We start from the raw sequence: 17616 nt of genomic DNA on the forward strand, positions 1-17616 counted from the left end.
GGTCGGATGCGGGCCTTGCCCGTTTGCCTAAGGATCGCTAGTGAAATCATCCTGCACCACGCTATGTGATGCAGGATGATAGCCGTTGGAGGGCGCGCCCATGTCTTTTCTGAAACGTCTTTTCGGCGGTGGCGGCGGTGACGCGGGCGAGCCAAAGAGTGCTGCACCGGCAAAGCAGATCGAGCACAAGGGATTTTTGATCAGCGCCACGCCGTACAAGGCGGAGGGCCAATACCAGACCTGCGGCGTGGTTTCCAAGGAGATCGACGGCGTGATGAAGGAGCACAAATTCATCCGCGCCGATCGTTTTGCCGGGCTCGACGACGCTGTCGACATCTCGATCAAAAAGGGCATTCAGCTGGTCGACGAGCAGGGCGAGAAGATGTTCGGGTGAGACCCGATCGATCTCCGGCGCATCTTAAAACGAACAAGGCAAGCGCCCTGTCGGGCGCCTGCCCTTGATTTCAAATTACCGACGGCTGGTGGCCTACGCCGCCACCGCAGCCTGTTTGCTTACGGTCGATGTCACCAAAGCATCCACCTTGGCTGATGCCTTGGCCAGAGCGGCAGTGACCGCGTCCGGCCCCATGCCGACGCCTTCGATGCGGATGACTTCGACGTCGGTCATGCCGATGAAGCCAAGCACGCTGCGCAGGTAAGGGATGGCGTGGTCCATCTGCACGGCAGCGCCTTCCGAATAGATGCCGCCCGAGGCGAGGACGATGTAGACCTTCTTGCCGGTGACGAGGCCCTTCGGGCCATTCTCGCCATAAGAGAAAGTCTTGCCGGTGCGGGAGACGTGGTCGACCCAGGATTTCAGCGTCGACGAGATGCCGAAATTGATGAATCCGGTGGCCAGGATGATGGTGTCGGCCGCAAACAGTTCATCGAGCACGCCGTCGGAAACGCCAACGACCTCGGCCTGGCGCTGGGTGCGGGCCTCGGCGGGCGTATAGATGCCGGTCGAATAGTCCGGATCGATGTGCGGCAGCGGGTTTGCGACGAGATCGCGTGCGACGAGCTTGGCCGAAGGATCGGCGGCGAGCAGCTTTTCTGCAAGTTCAGTGGCGATGCGGGTCGAATGCGAGGCATTGCCGCGCGGACTGGATGTGACGAGAAGGATGGACATGGCGGGTCTCCAGGGTTGGCTGAACTGTCCCGACCTATATGGGCGAGCTGACCCATTTGAAAAACCGGTATATTTTATGTATGTTCCATCCAAATAGTGGATAGAACGATGCAGCCAAACCCGACGCTCGATCAGCTTCAGATCCTTGTCACCGTCGCCGACACCGGCAGCTTCTCCGCCGCCGGCCGCAAGCTCAACCGAGCGCAGTCGGTCATCAGCTACGCCATCGCCAATCTCGAGGCGCAGCTTGGGCTGAAACTGTTCGAGCGCGAGGGCACGCGCGAGCCGCATCTGACCGATGTCGGCCGGGCGACGCTGGAAGATGCGCGGCGCATGGTCGGCGTATTGCAGCGCATCCGCTCTCGCGTCGACAGCCACAAGCAGGGCTTGGAGGCTGAAGTCGCGCTGTCGGTCGATGTGGCGCTGCCTTCCACCGTGCTGGTGCGCGTGTTGAAGGCGTTCGAGGCGCAATTTCCAACCGTGATGCTGCGCCTGCATATCGGCACGCTCGGGCTGATCCCCGATCATGTCGTCAATGGACATGCCGATCTCGGTATTGGCGGCCTGCTGGGCGAGGTCGACGCGCATCTTGTGCGCATTGGCTTCATGTCGATGGTGCCGGCGGCCGCGCCAAGCCATCCGCTGGCGCTGCTTCCCAAGCCGGTGCCGCTGGAGGAGGTGCGCGAACACATCCAACTTGTCGTCAGCGACCAGTCCGAGCGCACCAAAGGGCGCGACTACGGCGTCTATGCCTACCGCACCTGGCGACTTACGGATATGCGAACCAAGCATGCGCTGATGCGCGAAGGGTTGGGCTGGGGCGGACTGCCGCGATGGTTGATTGCTGACGATGTGGCCAACGGCCGGCTGGTGGAACTCGATCTGGAGCCGTATCGCGAAGTCCGCGCGCCGCTTTATGCCATGCACCGCGCCGACCGCAGCCCGAAGCCGGCTGCGGCCTGGCTGATCGACCAGTTCAAGCGCCAGCTTGGCTGTTTCAACGAGTTCGAGCCGAACCAGGGGCCTGGGGCGACAGGCCATCAATCAGCGCCATGAGAACGGCACGGTAGTCCTCGGTCGAAGCGCCTGCTTCGATGGCGAGCGCCGCGCGGTCGAAGGCGGCGGCAAGCAGCGCGGTCAGCGCTTCCACCGGCAATCTCATCATGGACTGCGAGCGCATCGCGGCAACCAGGCCTTCGCGCAACGAGCGGTTGCCGTGGCGGTTGTCGATCTCGTCCATGGCGGCGCGGCCGAGCACGGCCGGCCCGTCGAGCAGCAGCAGCCGGGTGCGGCCGGGTGCGCGCATGGCGGCAAGATAGGCATCCGAGCCGGCGATCAGTGCGTCGCGGGCAAACAGCGAGGGCGGCGAGGCGCGCTCGATCTCTTCCGCCACAGCCGCCGCCTCCTGCTCGACCACTGCGGCGAACAGCGCCTGCTTGTCGGCAAAGTGATGATAGAGCGCGCCGCGGGTGACGCCGGCCGCAGCCACGATCTCGGGCGTGCCGGTCTCCGCATAGGACTTCTCGGTGAACAGTTTTCGCGCCGCTGATATCAGGTCGGCGCGTGTCGCTTCGGTGCGTTCGCGGTTGGAGCGGCGCGCGGATTCCTGTTGCATACATGCAGCCTGTATGTTAATGCGTATTTGCATGCGAACTGTATGTTATTTGACGGGAGAAGGAAAGATGAAGACGACAAGCTATTACCCGGTGCTGATGACCGGCGACGTTGCCGGCACGAAGGCTTTCTATGTCGCGCATTTCAGCTTCAAGCCGCTGTTCGAGAGCGACTGGTACGTGCATCTGCAATCGACCGAAGATCGCCGCGTCAATCTCGGCATCGTCCATGGCGATCATGAAACCATTCCTGAGGAAGGGCGCGGCCGTACCTCCGGCCTGCTGATCAATTTCGAGGTCAAGAACCCGGATGCGGTCTATGAGCGGGTCATCGCCGCCGGCCTGCCGATCCTGTGCAGCCTGCGCGACGAAGCCTTCGGCCAGCGCCATTTCATCACCAAAGACCCCAATGGCGTGCTGATCGACGTGATCAAGCCGATCCCGCCGAGCGCTGAGTTTCTGGAGCAGTTTGTCGAAGGCGCGGCGGCCTGAGCGGGATAGCGGCTGGCAGGAATTGTCTGTAGATATCACCTGAAGCCTTCAGCCGCGTGGCCGGTCATGTCTTTGCGGTCTATGCTGAGCTCATCAGCCTGGGCCCATTCCATGCGTGAAATCTGCCTTGTCCGCGCACCCTCCAACCTTGGCCTGCGTCCGCTGAGGCCAGGTCATATTCCGGGGACGTGGCGTGCGCCGCAGGCGTTGACCGAAGCCGGCCTGATCGAGACGCTTTCGCCCCTCAAAGTGGTTGATCTTGATCGGCCCGCCTATAACACGGAGCCGCAGCCGGGCACCCGGCTGCGCAACGGCAATGCGATACGCAGCTTCAATCTCGGACTCGCCGACGTGGTTGCCGGCGCGCTGAGACGAGGCGAGTTCCCGCTGGTCGTCGGCGGCGACTGCGCGGTCCTGCTTGGCGCGCTGGCTGGCGCACGGCGATCTGGTCCGCTGGCACTGGTCCATGTCGACGGCCACAGCGATTTCCGCCATCCGGGCAATTACGACGTCGATGCTTCACTCGGCTCGGCCGCCGGCATGGACCTTGCGCTCGCCACCGGACGTGGTGAGCCGTTGCTGACCGACTGGCCTGAGATCGCGAGCCCGCTTGTTGCGGACGAACAGGTGATTCAGATCGGCGAACGCGAGAACCGCGACCCCGACTTCGCCTGGCCCGACATCACTTCGACCGCGATGACGCTGATCGATGTCTTTGCCGCGCGGGAGCTCGGCGCGGCAGAGGTCCTGGAAAAGACCTTGACCACGCTGGCGCGAACCGGCTGGCCCTATTGGGTGCATTTCGACGTCGATGCGCTCGACCAGACCGTGATGCCGGCGGTGGATTCACCGGGCAGTCCCGGCATCGATCCCGACGATCTCGTCGCCATCCTCGCGGCGCTGGTGGCGGATCCGCGCTGTACCGGAATGGACGTGACCATTTTCGATCCGGACCTCGATCCGACCGGCGAGCTGGCGGTGCTGCTGGTTTCGCTGCTTGGCCAGATGTTTGCGCCGCGTTAGAGCGACGTGCGTCCACTTGGACGCACAAAGTACGCTCTAACACTTTGGATCTGCGCATCGTGCTTTCCGAAAATCGGTTTCGATTTTCGGGCCGATGCGATAGTTGTCAGGCCCGCGCCTCCGGCATCACCGTGATCTGAGCAATGCCGGAGCGGCGCACCACTGTGCACAGCGTTTCGCGGCCGATGCGCTCGGCGTCGAGCATGCGCACCAGATCGTCGACGCCGGTGACCGGGCGGCCGTCGATGGCGGCGATGATGTCGCCCTCTTTCAGGCCTGCTCTGGCGGCCGGGCTGTTCGCCTCGACACTGCGCAGGCGCACCGCTGTGCTGCTCGACACTTGCGACAAAAGGGCGGCGCGACGCGGCAGGGTTGTCGTGTCGGCCGAGACACCGATGAAGGCGCGGCGGACGCGGCCGAAGCGGATGATCTCCGAAATGACGAAATTGGCGGTGTTGGAGGCAACCGCGAAAGCGATGCCTTGCGCGCCATGGATCATGGCTGTGTTGACGCCGATAACCTCGCCCGCCGACGACACCAGCGGTCCGCCGGAATTGCCGGGGTTGAGTGCTGCGTCGGTCTGGATGACATCGTCGATCAGCCGGCCGGTGGAAGCACGCATCGAGCGGCCGAGCGCCGAGACGACACCTGATGTGACGGTCCATTCGAAGCCGAGCGGGTTGCCGATGGCAATGGCGATCTGGCCGCGCCGCAGGCGCTTGGAATCGCCGAGCGGCGCAATATCGGCGAAGCTGCCGTCGGCACGCACCAGCGCGATGTCGGTGTCGGGGTCGCGGCCGAGAACACGGCCTTCTCTGGAGACGCCGTCCGGCATGGTGACGCGGACGCTGCGGGCATCGCCAACGACGTGGAAATTGGTGACGACCAGCCCATCCGGTGTGATGACGAAGCCGGAGCCCAGGCCGCCGGCACCACCGATGCGCTCGATGCGGCAGACGGCGGGACCGATGCGGTCCACGGCATCGGCGACCGTTGCCGAATAATCGTCGAGCAGCGCATCGTCGAACTGCAATTGCTGGGCGGGGAGGGACATGGCAGGGCTCCGTGTCTTTAGAGCAAGATGAAGGATGCCTATATGTGCGGAGCGGCCGGATCGGCCGCGACCTGACCAGATGGCCAGTCCAACGCCCAACTAGCCGTCAGGCGAGTACCCGCCAACGCGCTGCCGAGCGATATCTGGGGTAGAGCGACGAGCGTCCATTGGACGCTCAAAGTGCGCTCTAAGACTTTGAGTTCTCGCTCCGTGTTTTCCGAAAATCGATGCCGATTTTCGGGCCGAGGCGAAAAAGACCCAGGAGACCGACATGAGCGACTTCAATCTAAGCGCATTTTCCAACGCCATCGCCGATATCGCCGCCGCAGCGGCGCCGGCGACGGCGAGCTTTGCCACGCATCAGCATCGCACCGCGACCGCCTTCCATTGGCGCGACGGCTATTTTGTCGCTGCCGAGGAGGCGGTGGAGGCCGGCGAGGAGATCGAGCTGACGCTTTCTTCGGGCGACAAGGTGAAGGCTGAGCTGGTCGGCCGCGATCCATCCACCGGGACCGCCCTTCTGAAGCCGACCGGCGCGCCGGACGTGCCGCCGCTGACCAAGGCAGGCACGGCGCGGCCGGGCCATCTGGCCATTGCCGTCGGCAATAGCGACGGTGCGTCGATCGCTGCATTCGGAACGGTTGGTGAGGTCGGTCCGGCCTGGCGCTCGATGCGCGGCGGCACGATCGACCGGCGCATCAATCTGGCCGTCAATGCCGGTGGCCGTTTCGAGGGCGGCCCGGTGCTCGACGCCAAGGGCGCACTGATCGGCATGCTGCTGTTCGGGCCGCGCCGGCGGGCGCTGGTTATGCCTTACGAGACGATCGAACGGGCGGTGGCGACGCTGCGCGAGAAGGGCCATGTCGCGCGCGGCTATCTCGGCGCCGGCCTGCACCCGATCCGCAACGGCGACACGCATGGCGCGATGGTGATGAGCCTCGACGACAATGGCCCGGCGAAGGCGGCCGGCCTGCACCTTGGCGACATCATCGCGTCGTGGAACGGCGAGGCCGTGCACGGCCCGCGCGAGCTGATCCGCAGGCTCGGGCCGGACAGCGCCGGCGCGTCGGTGACGCTCGGCGTGGTGCGCGGCGGCGAACGGCGCGACGTCGTGCTGACCATCGGCGAAAAGCCGCTAAACTGAGAAGATCGATGGCAAGTCACAGGATCACGGGGCGGCGGCTGACGGTGCTGATCGCGCTCGATGACGTCGTGCGCGCCGAGCACCTGTCCACCGCGCTTGCCGCGACCGGCGATCTGCTGCCGATTGTGGCCGGTAGCAGCAATAGCGCCGACAGAGCGGATGTCGCGATCGTCGATGGCGTTTACCTGGAAAGAGGGGGCGTGGAAGGCGGGCCCAGCGATCCCGCGATACCTCTGGTGCTCCTGTCGCAACGAGCGAGCCGGCAGCGGCCGGCCGATACCGTGTTTGCCGTGCTGCCGCCGGCAGTGGACCATCTGCTGATCGCTGCCGCCGCGCGACTGGCGGCGGCTGGCTATCGGATCTCGGGCGAGGGCCGCCCCTTGTCCGATCGACATGACGATTTCGCCTTCCATGACGACGATCTCTCCGACGAGGAACCGGTCGGCGACAGCGCCGGCCGGCCGGTGCTGTCGCCGCGCGAGAGCGAAGTGCTGGCGCTTTTGACCGAGGGCGCGCCCAACAAGGTGATCGCGCGGCGCCTGAACATTTCCGTGCATACGGCGAAATTCCACGTCGCGGCGATTCTGATCAAGCTAGGTGCGGCCAACCGCACCGACGCCATCGCCATCGCCATGCGGCAAGGCCTGGTGCTGGTTTAGAGGATCACGGCAGGATGTCGGGCTATCATTGTCAAAGTTTGCGCCGCCCCTCATCCGCCTGCCGGCACCTTCTCCCCGTATGGTGACCTATCGGATTCACACATCGAGCGTGGCTCCGTACTTGATGGCGTGGAACTCTGCGAGGCCGATGCGCATCACCTTGGGGCCTGGCTTGCCGTAGTAGCCGGTCCAGCCGCCGAGGCGAGCGATGACCCAGGCTGCGAAGGCCAGAGATCCTTTGGGATGGGGATTGCGTTGTCGCTCGGTCTTGCCTTCAAGCTTGGCAGAGACCGCTTCGAGAATGGGACGGTCGTCGGGATCGAAAGCATCGCTGAGCCTCTGATCGGTGTTGCCGTCGCGGGCCTGCACGAGTTGCTTGATGGTGACGGCGGCGATCGTGGCCGCGGCGGCGAAGTTGATCATGGCAGGCGGGTCGCCGATGTCGGCCGCCTCGATGTCGAAGCCTGCCGTCTTGAGGGTGCGGAAGAACTCCTCGATGACCCAGCGCGAGCGGTAGAGGTCGACGACACGGCGTGCCTGGGCCACGGTGGCGACACTGTGGGTGGTCAGCAAGCGCCAATGCACCGGTTCGCTGCCGTCTTTCGGCTTCGACACCTCGCGAACATCGACCAGTGTCAAACCGACCGTCTCGGGCAACGCCGGATCGGCTCCGTTGAGTGGGCGCCGCACCGTCACCGGCGCGGAACGCACCGCCAGCTCGGCATCCCGTGCGCATCGTCCGGGCGCGGCGGGGATGGTCACGGCAAAGCGGCTTTGCTCAGGCTGGGCGTCGATGAAGGCGAACAGCAAGCCTGGCTCTTCTTGCGCGGCCTCGATGCGCCGGTTCTGGCAGGCCCGCACGATCAGGTCGACATTGTGCGGACGTTCGGCGAACAGTTCATAAAAGTCGCTCTCGCGATCCGACAGGATGGTGATGCTGGCCGCCCCTTCCAGAACCGCGCCGGCCTGCTTGGTTGCATCGATCCAGCGCTGCGATTCCTTTTTGCTCGTCGCCCGCTGGCGCCGCGGCGCCAGTTCTTCTGCGTCGCGGTTCCAGACCCGCATAGAGACCAGGCCCAGCAGCGCTCCCGTGCCGGCCTCTACCGCCAGCATAGGGTGCAGCATCAGACCTGCTGTATTGCCATTGCCGACCGGACCGTAGCCTGCCCGCGCCCGCCGAGAACCCAGCGCCAATTCCGAGCTGTCTTGCACGGCAACGACATGGCGACCAACCGCGCGCCGCCCGGTCTGTTCGCCGGCATGCCGCGACATCTCCGCAGCGCTCACCGAGCGGTTGCGCAGAAATCGCGTGAACTGCATCTCGCCCGCCCGACTGCCGCCAAGCCGGCGGATACACGATCCAGGCCGCGCAACCAGCGCGGCATGCAAGCAGGCCCCCTTTTTCCAGGCGGCGATCGCCAAATCGCCCCAGCCCGTACTCGATGCCGGTCATTCAAACCTCCTTCGTCTTTCCGGCCGAAATAGAATCGAGCTTCGCCGAAAAGCGCAACCGAGATGTGTGAATGCGATAGGTATGGTGACGGGGAGAAGGAAGCTGAACGCAGCCACGGCTCAATTCTTGCGACGTTGCCAGTTGGCGAAAGCTGCGATCAAGGCGTCCTTCTCCCCGTCTCTATTCTGTCTCTATTCGGGGAGAAGTGCCCGGCAGGGCGATGAGGGGCAGCGCAACGCCGCGAGAATCCTCCGCAGCGTCACCATCTCTCGATGCTCCCCGCTCTTGTGTCGGGCGACGGCACGCGGCAAGGATTGTGCAAAGAGGCCGGCACAGGAAAGGCGCAAGACATGTCGCTCAAGGGAAAGACGCTGTTCATCTCCGGCGGGTCGCGCGGCATCGGGCTGGCGATCGCGCTGCGCGCCGCGCGCGACGGCGCCAATGTGACCATCGCGGCCAAGACCGCCGAGCCCCACCCGAAGCTGCCGGGCACGATCTATACGGCGGCTGAGGAGATCGAGCAGGCCGGCGGCAAGGCATTGCCGATGCTGTGCGACATACGCGAGGAGGGGCAGGTGGCCGAGGCGGTCGCCAGAACCGTCGAAAAATTCGGCGGCATCGACATCTGCATCAACAATGCCAGCGCCATCCAACTCACCGGCACGCTGGAAACCGACATGAAGCGCTACGACCTGATGCACCAGATCAACACACGCGGCACGTTCCTGGTTTCCAAAATGTGCATTCCGCACCTGAAGTTGGCCGACAATCCTCACATCTTGAATCTGGCGCCGCCGCTCGACATGAAGGCCAAATGGTTCAAGAACCATGTCGCCTATACGATGGCCAAATTCGGCATGTCGATGTGCACGCTGGGCATGAGCGCGGAGTTCGCCAGGGACGGCATCGCCGTCAATTCGCTGTGGCCGATCTCGACGATCGATACGGCAGCGGTGCGCAATCTTCTGGGCGGGGCGACAGTGGCGGCGATGAGCCGTTCGCCCGATATCATGGCCGATGCCGCGCATGCGATCCTGCTCAGGCCGTCGCGCGAAGCGACCGGCAATTTCTACATCGACGAGGAGGTGCTGCGCGCCGGGGGCGTCAGCGATTTTTCAATCTATGCGCCTGACGCGACAGGTCCGCTTGCCGGCGATTTCTTCGTGCCGGACGAGGTGTTTGCGAATTCGAAAACCAACGTGAAAAATATCTACTGACTGGCACCGGCATAGCCCTCGTTTCCCAGCCGAAGCCGGAAACAAAAACCCCGCCGGCGAGGGGGTACCGGCGGGGCTCATGTGTCCCGCTGGAGTCGGGACAGGGCAGGGAAGCCCTAGCCAGAATCTGGGGTGGACGACCTCGCGATTCAATGCCTGGTTAAATCGCGACTTACATTCTCCTTCAACCTCGGCTGATTGCCGGAAATTGCCCAACCCGGAGAAACCGGGGTGGGCTATGTCTTCCCGCATAGACTCCAGAAACCAGTTCAGGTTTCTGAAACTGCGAGTTAATTCGCGCTGGCGACCGGCGCAACCAGCGAGGTGATGCGGCGGATGGCGACGCGACGGTTCTCGCGCTCCGGCTCCGACGTATCGACCTTGAGATACTCCTCGCCATAGCCCTGTGTCGTCAGGTTCTCCGGCGGGATGCTGAAGGCATTGCTCAGGGCTTCGGCGACCGCCTCCGCGCGACGGTCGGACAGAGCGAGGTTCGCCTCCGGCTTGCCGACGGCATCGGTATGGCCTTCGATCAGGAAGGTTTCCGCTGGGTTCTTCTCCAGCAGCTTCTCCATGGCGCTGGCGACGCCTTCCAGTTTCTGCACCTCGGTTTCGGGGATCGAGGCTGAACCGAATTCGAAGTTCAGCGTGTCGAGGTCGATGCGGCGCGCGATGTCGCGCACGCGGGCCGAGCGCTTGACCTCGTCGATCGAGTAGAGGCGCTGCACCCTCTCCACCGGCGGCTGTTCAAGGAAGGCATAGTAGTCGTCCGGATCCTCGACCTCCTCGGAATCCAGAATGTACTCCTCGCGCGGAATGTCGATCCGAATCGGCGGCAGGTCGTCGCCTGGATCGCGCCAGTCGCCATCGTCCTCATAGTGCCGCTCGTCGACATAGCTCAGCACATATTCGCGTCCGTCGGGCGCGATGCGTGAACGCTGGACGACGTCGCCGTAGCGGTTGCGGATGGTGACGATCTGGATACCATTGTCACGCTCGACGATTTCCCGAGTGCGATTGCTCGACAACTCCTCATAGTAGACGTTCCGCGCGCCACGCCGCATGCGCGGCGCATCGTCGCTTTCCACGATCGTCTGGTTGTTGAACTGGAGGATAACGCGGTCGCCGAGTTCCCTGACGACGTCGACCCCGCGCGGGCGTTCCCTACGGCGGCGAATGTTTTCCTCGTCGGGCGCACGCTCAACGCGTCTGCCCTTTTCCTCCGTCGCCCGAACCATCCTCTCAAGCTTGATCGCCTGCTGGGCTGCCCTGTCGTCGGTGGGCGGCGGTCCCTGATCGACCGGAGCCGGCCTCGGGGCTTCCGCCTGCTCGCCGTCCTGCTGGGTGGGCTGACCACCAGCGTCCTGGCCGCCGGTCTCTTGCGCGTTGTCCCTGCCGCCCCTGCGCTTGCGCACGGCATCCTTCTGGCTGTCGAACACGGGAGCCTCGCCTTGGGCCGGACCCTCGCCTTCGGCGGGCGCGGCCTGTTCGCGCTCGGCGGGCTGCTCGCCGGTTGAGGGCTGCTCGCCTGTCACCGGCTGTTCGCCGATAGGCTTCTTGCGACGGTCCTTAGCCTGATCCCGGGGCTTTTCGCCCTCGGCGGGAGCCGTTTGCTGGTCGGTCGGAAGCGGTTCGGCCTGCTCGCCGGCTTCCTTCCTGGCTGGCTGTTCGGATGGTGCGGCTTCGATCTGCTGATCCTGCTCCCGCTTCTTCCTGCGCGGCGTGACCTGCTCGTTGTCATTTGCAGGTGTGGCGTTTTCGCGAGGCGCAGCCTGCTCGGCTTCCTCCTGCTGTTGCCGGTCGCGCTTCTTTCTGCGCGGTTCGGGCTGTTCGTCGCTGGCAGGCGCCGCCTGCTCGGCGGGCTTTTCGGCTGGTGCGGCTTCCTCCTGCTGTTGCCGGTCGCGCTTCTTCCTGCGCGGCTGTTCGTCGCTGGCAGGTGCGGCTTGCTCGGCGGGCCGTTCGGCCGGTGCGGCTTCCTCCTGCTGTTGCCGGTCACGCTTCTTCCTGCGCGGCTCGGGCTGTTCGTCGCTGGCAGGTGCGGCCTGCTCGGCGGGCCGTTCGGCCGGTGCGGCTTCCTCCTGCTGTTGCCGGTCACGCTTCTTTCTGCGCGGCTCGGGCTGTTCGTCGCTCGCCGGTGCGGCCCGTTCGGCGGGTGCGGCTTCCTCTTGCTGTTGCTGCTCGCGCTTCTTCCTGCGCTGACCGCCCTGCTGCTCCTCGCCGGAAGGCGCGGCCTGTTCCTCGCGCTTCTTGCGAGGCTTCTGCTCCGGTTCCGCCTGCGGTGCGCAGCCTTCCGCCGACTCGCCTTCGGGGCAATTCGATTGCACGGGGATCAACGGCGTGGCGGTACTCTGCGGTGGGTCGAACGCGGCGCTGCCCTGCAACGGGAATGCGCCCAACGGCGCGGACGCCATCAGCAGGCCAAGTGCCGTGCCTGCCAGAATCCGTGGTTGGCGTTTCATTAAAAATCCTCCTTTGGCGTCCCATCCCGGCCCAAACTGTTCATCAACCGGATTGGTTCCGGTTAGCGGGCATTAACGGCTACGAAGGGCAATTGGCCGGCGTTTTGAAGGCGACTTCGTGTTATTCCTATGGTGCCGGCCTAGGGGCTGGCCTGGGCCTGCGTCTGTTGCGGTGCTTGACCTTCACCCGGCCAGGGGCCACATCCCGTCGATGGAAACGCCGTTCTGGAAAATCAAGACGCTCGAGGCGATGACCCCGGCCGAGTGGGAATCGCTTTGCGACGGCTGCGGCAAATGCTGCCTGTCGAAACTCGAGGACGAAGACACCGGCGCGATTTACTGGACGAGCGTCGGCTGCCGGCTGTTCGACGCCGAAACCTGTCGCTGTTCCGATTATGCCAACCGGTTGGCGCGCGTCCCGGACTGCGTCGGTCTGACGCCGCAGAATGTGCGCACCATCAGTTGGCTGCCCAAAACCTGCGCCTACCGGCTGGTCGCCGAGGGCCACGATCTCTACTGGTGGCACAGGCTGGTGTCAGGCAGTGCCGAGACGGTGCATGAGGCCGGCATCTCCATGCGGGGCCGGGTCAGCGCCAGCGAGACCGATCTTGCCGAGCCCGACGACTATTTCCAGCATATGCTGGACGACGAGCCCTAGCGACGGGCCTTCAGGAACCGGCTGCCCGACAGCGCGTTTTCTATCCAATGGTTCAGAACCGACCGGATTGTTCAGAACCGGAAGCTGAGAAGACTGCGCAATTGCTTGTTGCTACATGAACCGGAAATGAACGGCCGGTTCGTAGAAAGTTCAGATACGCAAGCGCATTCTCCTCGCCATCGGTAAGACACATTGGTTCGATCAAAGGCGGGCGGAAGCCCTGAACAAGGAGAGAAGACATGTTCAACACGATCAAGACGGCGGCCCTTTCGGCGCTTATCGGCCTCGGCACGCTTGCCGCCATTCCCGCCACTGCCCACGCAGACAGCATCTACCTCGGCTTCGGCAACGATGACGATCCGCGCGTCGGCGTCTATTCCGGCGATGATGACGATGGTTACTACCGCGAACGCCGCCGCGAACGCGACTGGCGCCGGTCCTGCTCGCCAAACCGTGCTCTCGGCAAGGCAGAGCGCATGGGTCTGCGCCGTGCCCGTATCATCGACGTCGGCCGCCGCACCGTGAAAGTAGCGGGCCGCCAGTATGGCGACCGCGTCGTGGTCGTGTTCGCCAATGAGCGCGGCTGCCCGGTCCTCTACCGGTAAGCGTTCGCACGTTGCCTACCGGCACGGCCTGCCTGTCAGTATGACCTTCTGCGAAGGTCAGCTTTAGGGACACGACCTTCGCAGAAGGTCGGTCTGGAGTAGAGCCCCCGAGATAGAGGGTGCGGCTCGAAAAAACCCCGGAGGACCAGTCCTCGGGGGTTTTTTAATGCAGCAAAGTCAATGTTGCCGGTTATCCGCACTTCAGCGGGCGGTCACTTCAACTCGAAAGTGACTGTGACCTGCACCGTGTAGGAATTCTCGCCAGCCTGCACCGGAACCGATTCGCGGGCCGCATCAAAGGCCTTGGCGGTCATCGGTATCGGCGGCGGCGCGACGTTCTGGTCGGTGATTTCCAGCACCCGCCCGATGCTGACGCCGGCGGCTTCGGCCAGCGTCCTGGCCTTGGCCATTGCGTCGGCGACCGCCTTCTTGCGGGCTTCGGTGACAGTTGCCGTTGGATCCTCGTTGGAGAACGAGATGCCGCCGCCCTGGTTGACGCCGAGCGATACCGCCTTGTCGAGAATCTCGCCTGTCTTGTCGATGTCGCGGATGCGCACCGAAAGCGTGTTGGTCACCTGGTAGGCGATGAGTTCGGCTTCCTGGCTGCCGTCCGGCTTGTTGGTATAATTGTAGCGCGGGCTGATCTGGATGCCGGCTGTCTGCAGGTCGCGCTCCTTGATGCCGGCCGACTTCATTGCGGCGATCACCGAGGCCATGGCGTCGTTGTTGGCATCGAGCGCGGCACGCGCGGTCTTGGCCTCGCGCATGACGCTGAGCGTCAGCAGCGCCAGATCGGGGGCCGCGGTCGCTTCGCCTTCGCCAGTGACGACGATGCGGGGCGGCGGCGGCGAATCGGCCGCGCCGGCCATCGCCGGAAAAGCGATTGCGGCGGCGAGCGCCAAGGGCAAAAGATGTCTGGTCATAAAAATCTCCTCGGTCTGCGATCCAGTCGCGCTTGTCGACTACCGCATCGGCATAAAAATCGGAATCGATTTTCGGGAAGCGCGATTGCGTAGATTCAAAGCGTTAGAGCGTTTTTTGCGCGTCTAAGTGGACGCACGTCGCTCTAATGTCTGAATATGGGCGGATTTGGACGATTTCGGCCAGCCCATCCGGAAAGCCTTGTGCGGTTCGGGGAAAAACATTAATCCAGCCGCGTGTGGGGCCTGTAGCTCAATGGTTAGAGCCGGCGGCTCATAACCGCTTGGTTGGGGGTTCGAGTCCCTCCGGGCCCACCATAACCTCTGAATTCATTGAGGAAAATTGGCCTTTGCCCACGCCCTGCCCACGCTTTGCCCACGGCGCTTTGGCAGCAAAAAATCCTCTGAACGGGCGCGCTTTCGAACAGTTCGCGATTCATTGTGAGCCGACGATGCGCAAATTGGCCCGCCGCTTCGCCTGATCGCGCTTTTCTTCTCGCTGGTTTATCGCTCTAGCAATGTCGACGGCAATGCGCTTCTTGTTCGCCTCACGGACGTATTCGTCGGTCACCGTCATCGACGAATGTCCCATAGCCTCCATTATGGCACGCGCTTGGATGTTGCACTCGGCCAGGTAGGTACCGAATGTGCGGCGCAGTCCATGAAGCGTATAGCCATCGGGTATTCCAGCCTGCCGGGTCCAATGCCGCATCATGCCGGTTAGGCTCTTTTCCGAGAAAGTCCTGCCATAAGCGGTCTTTAAGACGGTGCCGCCTTTCGATCGGTCGAGAGGTTCAAGCGCGGCTGCCAGCTTGTCTACGACCGGAATGAACATCTCTCGACCCCCGTGGCGATTGCGGTTCTTCTTCTGCCGAAAGTCAAAGGCTTCGATCAACACCAGCGAGCCGTCGAACAGCTCGATCTCCTCGCTCACCATATCGCACCATTCAAGAGCAGCGATATCGGCGCGCCGATTGCCGAGCCAGAAACCGAGTGCGTAGCAGGTCCGAGCAGGGGTACCAATTGGATGCCGCTCTTCGTACTTTTCTCTGATCCCGATTGGCCAGGCCGGGTTCTTGGTGGACCTGGGCACGCGTACACGAATGGACAGCGATGGGTCGTCCTGCGGCTTGATCCATTTCTCGACTTGAATTGCCACCCACAGCAGTTTCTTGATCGCGACGAGAAGGTGCTTGGCAACCGTCCGGTTGGCAAGAAAGATGCCCTCGATTATCGCGCGCAGACGATCGGCATCAAGATGTTCCACCGGCGTATCGCGCCACGTCAGTGGATAGTCAGGATCGACCTGCATCTCAAGGAAACGTTCAATGAGCCGCAGGTTCTTCCGCTGCGTTGCCTCGTCAAAGTCCAGCCATTCCATGGTAGTCTCGAGTCGCCGTGCTGCATGCCCAAAAGTACGCGGCAAGGCGCGCCCCGGCATGTTGATAATTTCCGCGCTGCCAGCGCGACCTTCAACGGCACGCCGGTAGGCGATCTCAAACGCTTCGTCGCCGGGCTGGCCGGGTAAGGTTATTTGTCGAGCACGGCGATTAGCTCGGAAGCGCCAGTACTCCTTGCCATTGACCAGGCGCGAAGAAGCTCCAGGGTAGTCAGGATGTTTGGCCATTGAATTACTCTCCGCGCTGCAAGTCCTCCCGTAGGGGCTCCTGCAACAAGTCCTCACTTTTCATGGCAACGCGCAGCAGGACTGGATATGGAAAGCCTCTGCCTTGCTCTATACCTTCAAAGGTGCGCTTCGGTATTCCCAGCACCTTGGCCGCGGCTTCGGCAGTGAATCCTTCCTTGGCCCGCCATTCTTTCACGTCTTGCGCAAGTTTCTCATTCTCGTTCACGTCATCCCTTCCGCGCCGGCCATCATCGTACTACGCCTGCAGCGCATACGCAACCAGCGTAGTTGCTATCTTTATTCTACGTCCCGTTTGCTTCGTTGCAACAGCTCTTGAAGGCCACTATCTTTGTCCGGTAACGAGGTGAAAGCGATATCCAGGGCTACACGATCCCAGACAGCGCGGCTGTTGATGCGCTTGGGCTTCGGCATGCGCCCATCGGCAACCATTTCATCAAAAAGCGTTGTTCCGACACCGACGTAGCGAGCTGCTTCCTCGCGAGTTAGACCTCGTGGGGGATATGAGATTGCATCACTCTTCACGGGCGCTATCTCGCCTCTGAGGTGCCTAGCGTATTGGTGTCGAGCCACAAAACCGCATCCTCCTTGCCGTTCCCAGCGAGTCGTCGTGCCGACTTAGAAGGAGAGGGCCTTAAGCGGAAGCGGTCTGACTAAGTTCGTTCGGCGTAAACTGGCGGCAACGTGTGAACGGGTGGATCACGGCAGGAGAGCTATCGGCGTACGGCTCCGCAATGCATTACTCCCCCCGCCTTCGCCGCCTCAACGGCGCGGGCGCGAACATTCCACAGGCTTATGAGGTCCTAGCGACATTCGCCCGCAAGAGGGCTTGGTCCAAGCCACACACATTTGCGGAGCTTGTCGCGCAGCTGCCGGAACCCCCGCTCTTGCTCGAGGACGACCGCAGCCAGGGAGCGGAGATAATGTACCTCGCGGCAGTCAGGATCGATGCCGGCAAGTTCGGGCCATTGGCGCTGTTCGCTTACGAATCGATGCGCTCGCCTGATCCTTTCGACCGGCGGCGCTGGGCTGACACGCTTCTGCTGCTGGACAGGTATGAGGAGGCCGAGCGACTCCTTGCCGCTATCGACGACAAACCTAGCCGCAGCTTCGTCGCGCATAGCCTCTCGAGCGGTGCTGGGGTTGGGCCGGCAGAAGAAGCCTTAACGCTAGTCCCACGAGGTCATCGAAGGCGCCGTTGGAAAGAACACGACATTCCGTTGCAGTTTCCTGATCCAGCGGATCAAGACGAAGCTTGCGCTGGGGCAAGATCCCTTCGGCGACATCACGAGGCTTTACGCCTTGCTGAAAATGATCGCCAGCATGAGGAGCTTGATGTGCTGCGAAAACGCGCGAGTGGCGATACCTAGTCCTATTGCAGAACTCGCAGCCAAACAGGCGACGTCAACCCCTCAAGCCTTAACACGGCTGAACGGACGACCGCCCGGGTTGAGCCGCTTTCACGTTGAGCGATTGGAAGGCGGCGCATTGCATTAACGGCTCCACTGGGGGCGTGGAACCGCTCTTCGTCAGACCTCAAGCAGC

Annotated in this window: 19 protein-coding genes and 1 tRNA gene; 11 read left to right on the top strand and 9 right to left on the bottom strand. The window is 63.1% G+C overall.

The annotated features are described in order from the left end of the window. Nucleotides 1-100 precede the first annotated feature (100 nt). Complete coding sequence (locus AC0L2V_RS02260; protein WP_065009209.1) at nt 101-394, top strand: HlyU family transcriptional regulator; 294 nt, start codon at nt 101-103, stop codon at nt 392-394. 93 nt (nt 395-487) lie between these two features. Here the strand turns inward: AC0L2V_RS02260 and AC0L2V_RS02265 are convergent, their stop codons facing one another. After that, nucleotides 488-1129: an FMN-dependent NADH-azoreductase gene (locus AC0L2V_RS02265; protein ID WP_473494839.1), complete on the bottom strand. Its 642-nt coding sequence runs from the start codon at nt 1127-1129 to the stop codon at nt 488-490. A 108-nt stretch (nt 1130-1237) separates the two neighbouring features. Here AC0L2V_RS02265 and AC0L2V_RS02270 point away from each other — a divergent pair, with 108 nt between their 5' ends. Then, nucleotides 1238-2185 (top strand): LysR family transcriptional regulator, encoded by a 948-nt coding sequence (locus tag AC0L2V_RS02270; protein ID WP_473519303.1) that lies wholly within the window; start codon nt 1238-1240, stop codon nt 2183-2185. On the opposite strand, the gene AC0L2V_RS02275 is transcribed toward AC0L2V_RS02270, so the two are convergent. Beyond that, on the bottom strand, nt 2127-2744 hold the full coding sequence (locus tag AC0L2V_RS02275) for a TetR/AcrR family transcriptional regulator (RefSeq protein WP_473519304.1): 618 nt from the start codon (nt 2742-2744) through the stop codon (nt 2127-2129). The two genes, AC0L2V_RS02270 and AC0L2V_RS02275, sit on opposite strands and share 59 nt — an antisense overlap. A 67-nt stretch (nt 2745-2811) precedes the next feature. Between AC0L2V_RS02275 and AC0L2V_RS02280 the strand changes: the two genes are divergently transcribed. Then, on the top strand, nt 2812-3234 hold the full coding sequence (locus AC0L2V_RS02280; RefSeq protein ID WP_473519305.1) for a VOC family protein: 423 nt from the start codon (nt 2812-2814) through the stop codon (nt 3232-3234). Between the two features lie 111 nt (nt 3235-3345). Next, nucleotides 3346-4257: an arginase family protein gene (locus tag AC0L2V_RS02285; RefSeq protein WP_473519306.1), complete on the top strand. Its 912-nt coding sequence runs from the start codon at nt 3346-3348 to the stop codon at nt 4255-4257. Nucleotides 4258-4363: 106 nt separating this feature from the next. Here the strand turns inward: AC0L2V_RS02285 and AC0L2V_RS02290 are convergent, their stop codons facing one another. Beyond that, a complete protein-coding gene (locus tag AC0L2V_RS02290) occupies nt 4364-5311 on the bottom strand; it encodes a S1C family serine protease (protein WP_473519307.1) in 948 nt (315 codons plus the stop codon). A 271-nt stretch (nt 5312-5582) separates the two neighbouring features. Here AC0L2V_RS02290 and AC0L2V_RS02295 point away from each other — a divergent pair, with 271 nt between their 5' ends. Both AC0L2V_RS02295 and AC0L2V_RS02300 read left to right on the top strand, forming a co-directional pair. Then, on the top strand, nt 5583-6455 hold the full coding sequence (locus tag AC0L2V_RS02295; RefSeq protein ID WP_473519308.1) for a S1C family serine protease: 873 nt from the start codon (nt 5583-5585) through the stop codon (nt 6453-6455). 8 nt (nt 6456-6463) lie between these two features. Beyond that, nucleotides 6464-7114 (top strand): helix-turn-helix transcriptional regulator, encoded by a 651-nt coding sequence (locus AC0L2V_RS02300; protein ID WP_473519309.1) that lies wholly within the window; start codon nt 6464-6466, stop codon nt 7112-7114. 96 nt (nt 7115-7210) lie between these two features. On the opposite strand, the gene AC0L2V_RS02305 is transcribed toward AC0L2V_RS02300, so the two are convergent. Continuing rightward, nucleotides 7211-8536 carry an IS4 family transposase gene (locus tag AC0L2V_RS02305; RefSeq protein ID WP_473519310.1) on the bottom strand — a complete coding sequence of 442 codons (1326 nt, stop codon included), beginning with the start codon at nt 8534-8536 and terminating at the stop codon, nt 7211-7213. A 381-nt stretch (nt 8537-8917) separates the two neighbouring features. Between AC0L2V_RS02305 and AC0L2V_RS02310 the strand changes: the two genes are divergently transcribed. Next, nucleotides 8918-9784 (top strand): SDR family oxidoreductase, encoded by an 867-nt coding sequence (locus tag AC0L2V_RS02310; protein ID WP_473519311.1) that lies wholly within the window; start codon nt 8918-8920, stop codon nt 9782-9784. Nucleotides 9785-10074: 290 nt separating this feature from the next. Here AC0L2V_RS02310 and AC0L2V_RS02315 read toward each other — a convergent pair whose 3' ends face one another. Further along, a complete protein-coding gene (locus AC0L2V_RS02315; protein ID WP_473519312.1) occupies nt 10075-12243 on the bottom strand; it encodes an OmpA family protein in 2169 nt (722 codons plus the stop codon). A gap of 211 nt (nt 12244-12454) precedes the next feature. Here AC0L2V_RS02315 and AC0L2V_RS02320 point away from each other — a divergent pair, with 211 nt between their 5' ends. Both AC0L2V_RS02320 and AC0L2V_RS02325 read left to right on the top strand, forming a co-directional pair. After that, entirely contained in the window at nt 12455-12901 is a 447-nt protein-coding gene (locus AC0L2V_RS02320; protein ID WP_473519406.1) for a YcgN family cysteine cluster protein, read from the top strand. A 239-nt stretch (nt 12902-13140) separates the two neighbouring features. Continuing rightward, nucleotides 13141-13506, top strand: a complete 366-nt coding sequence (locus tag AC0L2V_RS02325) for a hypothetical protein (protein WP_287299340.1) — start codon at nt 13141-13143, stop codon at nt 13504-13506. 212 nt (nt 13507-13718) lie between these two features. On the opposite strand, the gene AC0L2V_RS02330 is transcribed toward AC0L2V_RS02325, so the two are convergent. Continuing rightward, a complete protein-coding gene (locus AC0L2V_RS02330; protein ID WP_027151186.1) occupies nt 13719-14429 on the bottom strand; it encodes an SIMPL domain-containing protein in 711 nt (236 codons plus the stop codon). A gap of 239 nt (nt 14430-14668) precedes the next feature. On the opposite strand from AC0L2V_RS02330, the gene AC0L2V_RS02335 reads away from it, so the two are divergent. After that, nucleotides 14669-14744 (top strand) — tRNA-Ile (locus AC0L2V_RS02335). A gap of 118 nt (nt 14745-14862) precedes the next feature. Here AC0L2V_RS02335 and AC0L2V_RS02340 read toward each other — a convergent pair. The 3 genes from AC0L2V_RS02340 to AC0L2V_RS02350 form a co-directional block, all read right to left on the bottom strand. Next, on the bottom strand, nt 14863-16053 hold the full coding sequence (locus AC0L2V_RS02340; RefSeq protein ID WP_473519313.1) for a tyrosine-type recombinase/integrase: 1191 nt from the start codon (nt 16051-16053) through the stop codon (nt 14863-14865). 4 nt (nt 16054-16057) lie between these two features. Beyond that, a complete protein-coding gene (locus AC0L2V_RS02345) occupies nt 16058-16279 on the bottom strand; it encodes a helix-turn-helix domain-containing protein (protein ID WP_473519314.1) in 222 nt (73 codons plus the stop codon). 71 nt (nt 16280-16350) lie between these two features. Further along, complete coding sequence (locus AC0L2V_RS02350) at nt 16351-16596, bottom strand: helix-turn-helix transcriptional regulator (protein WP_473519315.1); 246 nt, start codon at nt 16594-16596, stop codon at nt 16351-16353. Between the two features lie 398 nt (nt 16597-16994). Between AC0L2V_RS02350 and AC0L2V_RS02355 the strand changes: the two genes are divergently transcribed. Then, nucleotides 16995-17441, top strand: coding sequence for a hypothetical protein (locus AC0L2V_RS02355; protein WP_473519316.1), 447 nt, complete (start codon nt 16995-16997; stop codon nt 17439-17441). Nucleotides 17442-17616 lie beyond the last annotated feature (175 nt).

It is taken from the genome of Mesorhizobium sp. WSM4814, assembly GCF_055811595.1.

Bases quoted from the DNA above. Each gene is read 5' to 3' on its own strand.
- AC0L2V_RS02260 (WP_065009209.1), top strand. From the start codon at position 101: ATGTCTTTTCTGAAACGTCTTTTCGGCGGTGGCGGCGGTGACGCGGGC.
- AC0L2V_RS02265 (WP_473494839.1), bottom strand. From the start codon at position 1,129: ATGTCCATCCTTCTCGTCACATCCAGTCCGCGCGGCAATGCCTCGCAT.
- AC0L2V_RS02270 (WP_473519303.1), top strand. From the start codon at position 1,238: ATGCAGCCAAACCCGACGCTCGATCAGCTTCAGATCCTTGTCACCGTC.
- AC0L2V_RS02275 (WP_473519304.1), bottom strand. From the start codon at position 2,744: ATGCAACAGGAATCCGCGCGCCGCTCCAACCGCGAACGCACCGAAGCG.
- AC0L2V_RS02280 (WP_473519305.1), top strand. From the start codon at position 2,812: ATGAAGACGACAAGCTATTACCCGGTGCTGATGACCGGCGACGTTGCC.
- AC0L2V_RS02285 (WP_473519306.1), top strand. From the start codon at position 3,346: ATGCGTGAAATCTGCCTTGTCCGCGCACCCTCCAACCTTGGCCTGCGT.
- AC0L2V_RS02290 (WP_473519307.1), bottom strand. From the start codon at position 5,311: ATGTCCCTCCCCGCCCAGCAATTGCAGTTCGACGATGCGCTGCTCGAC.
- AC0L2V_RS02295 (WP_473519308.1), top strand. From the start codon at position 5,583: ATGAGCGACTTCAATCTAAGCGCATTTTCCAACGCCATCGCCGATATC.
- AC0L2V_RS02300 (WP_473519309.1), top strand. From the start codon at position 6,464: ATGGCAAGTCACAGGATCACGGGGCGGCGGCTGACGGTGCTGATCGCG.
- AC0L2V_RS02310 (WP_473519311.1), top strand. From the start codon at position 8,918: ATGTCGCTCAAGGGAAAGACGCTGTTCATCTCCGGCGGGTCGCGCGGC.
- AC0L2V_RS02315 (WP_473519312.1), bottom strand. From the start codon at position 12,243: ATGAAACGCCAACCACGGATTCTGGCAGGCACGGCACTTGGCCTGCTG.
- AC0L2V_RS02320 (WP_473519406.1), top strand. From the start codon at position 12,455: ATGGAAACGCCGTTCTGGAAAATCAAGACGCTCGAGGCGATGACCCCG.
- AC0L2V_RS02325 (WP_287299340.1), top strand. From the start codon at position 13,141: ATGTTCAACACGATCAAGACGGCGGCCCTTTCGGCGCTTATCGGCCTC.
- AC0L2V_RS02330 (WP_027151186.1), bottom strand. From the start codon at position 14,429: ATGACCAGACATCTTTTGCCCTTGGCGCTCGCCGCCGCAATCGCTTTT.
- AC0L2V_RS02340 (WP_473519313.1), bottom strand. From the start codon at position 16,053: ATGGCCAAACATCCTGACTACCCTGGAGCTTCTTCGCGCCTGGTCAAT.
- AC0L2V_RS02355 (WP_473519316.1), top strand. From the start codon at position 16,995: ATGTACCTCGCGGCAGTCAGGATCGATGCCGGCAAGTTCGGGCCATTG.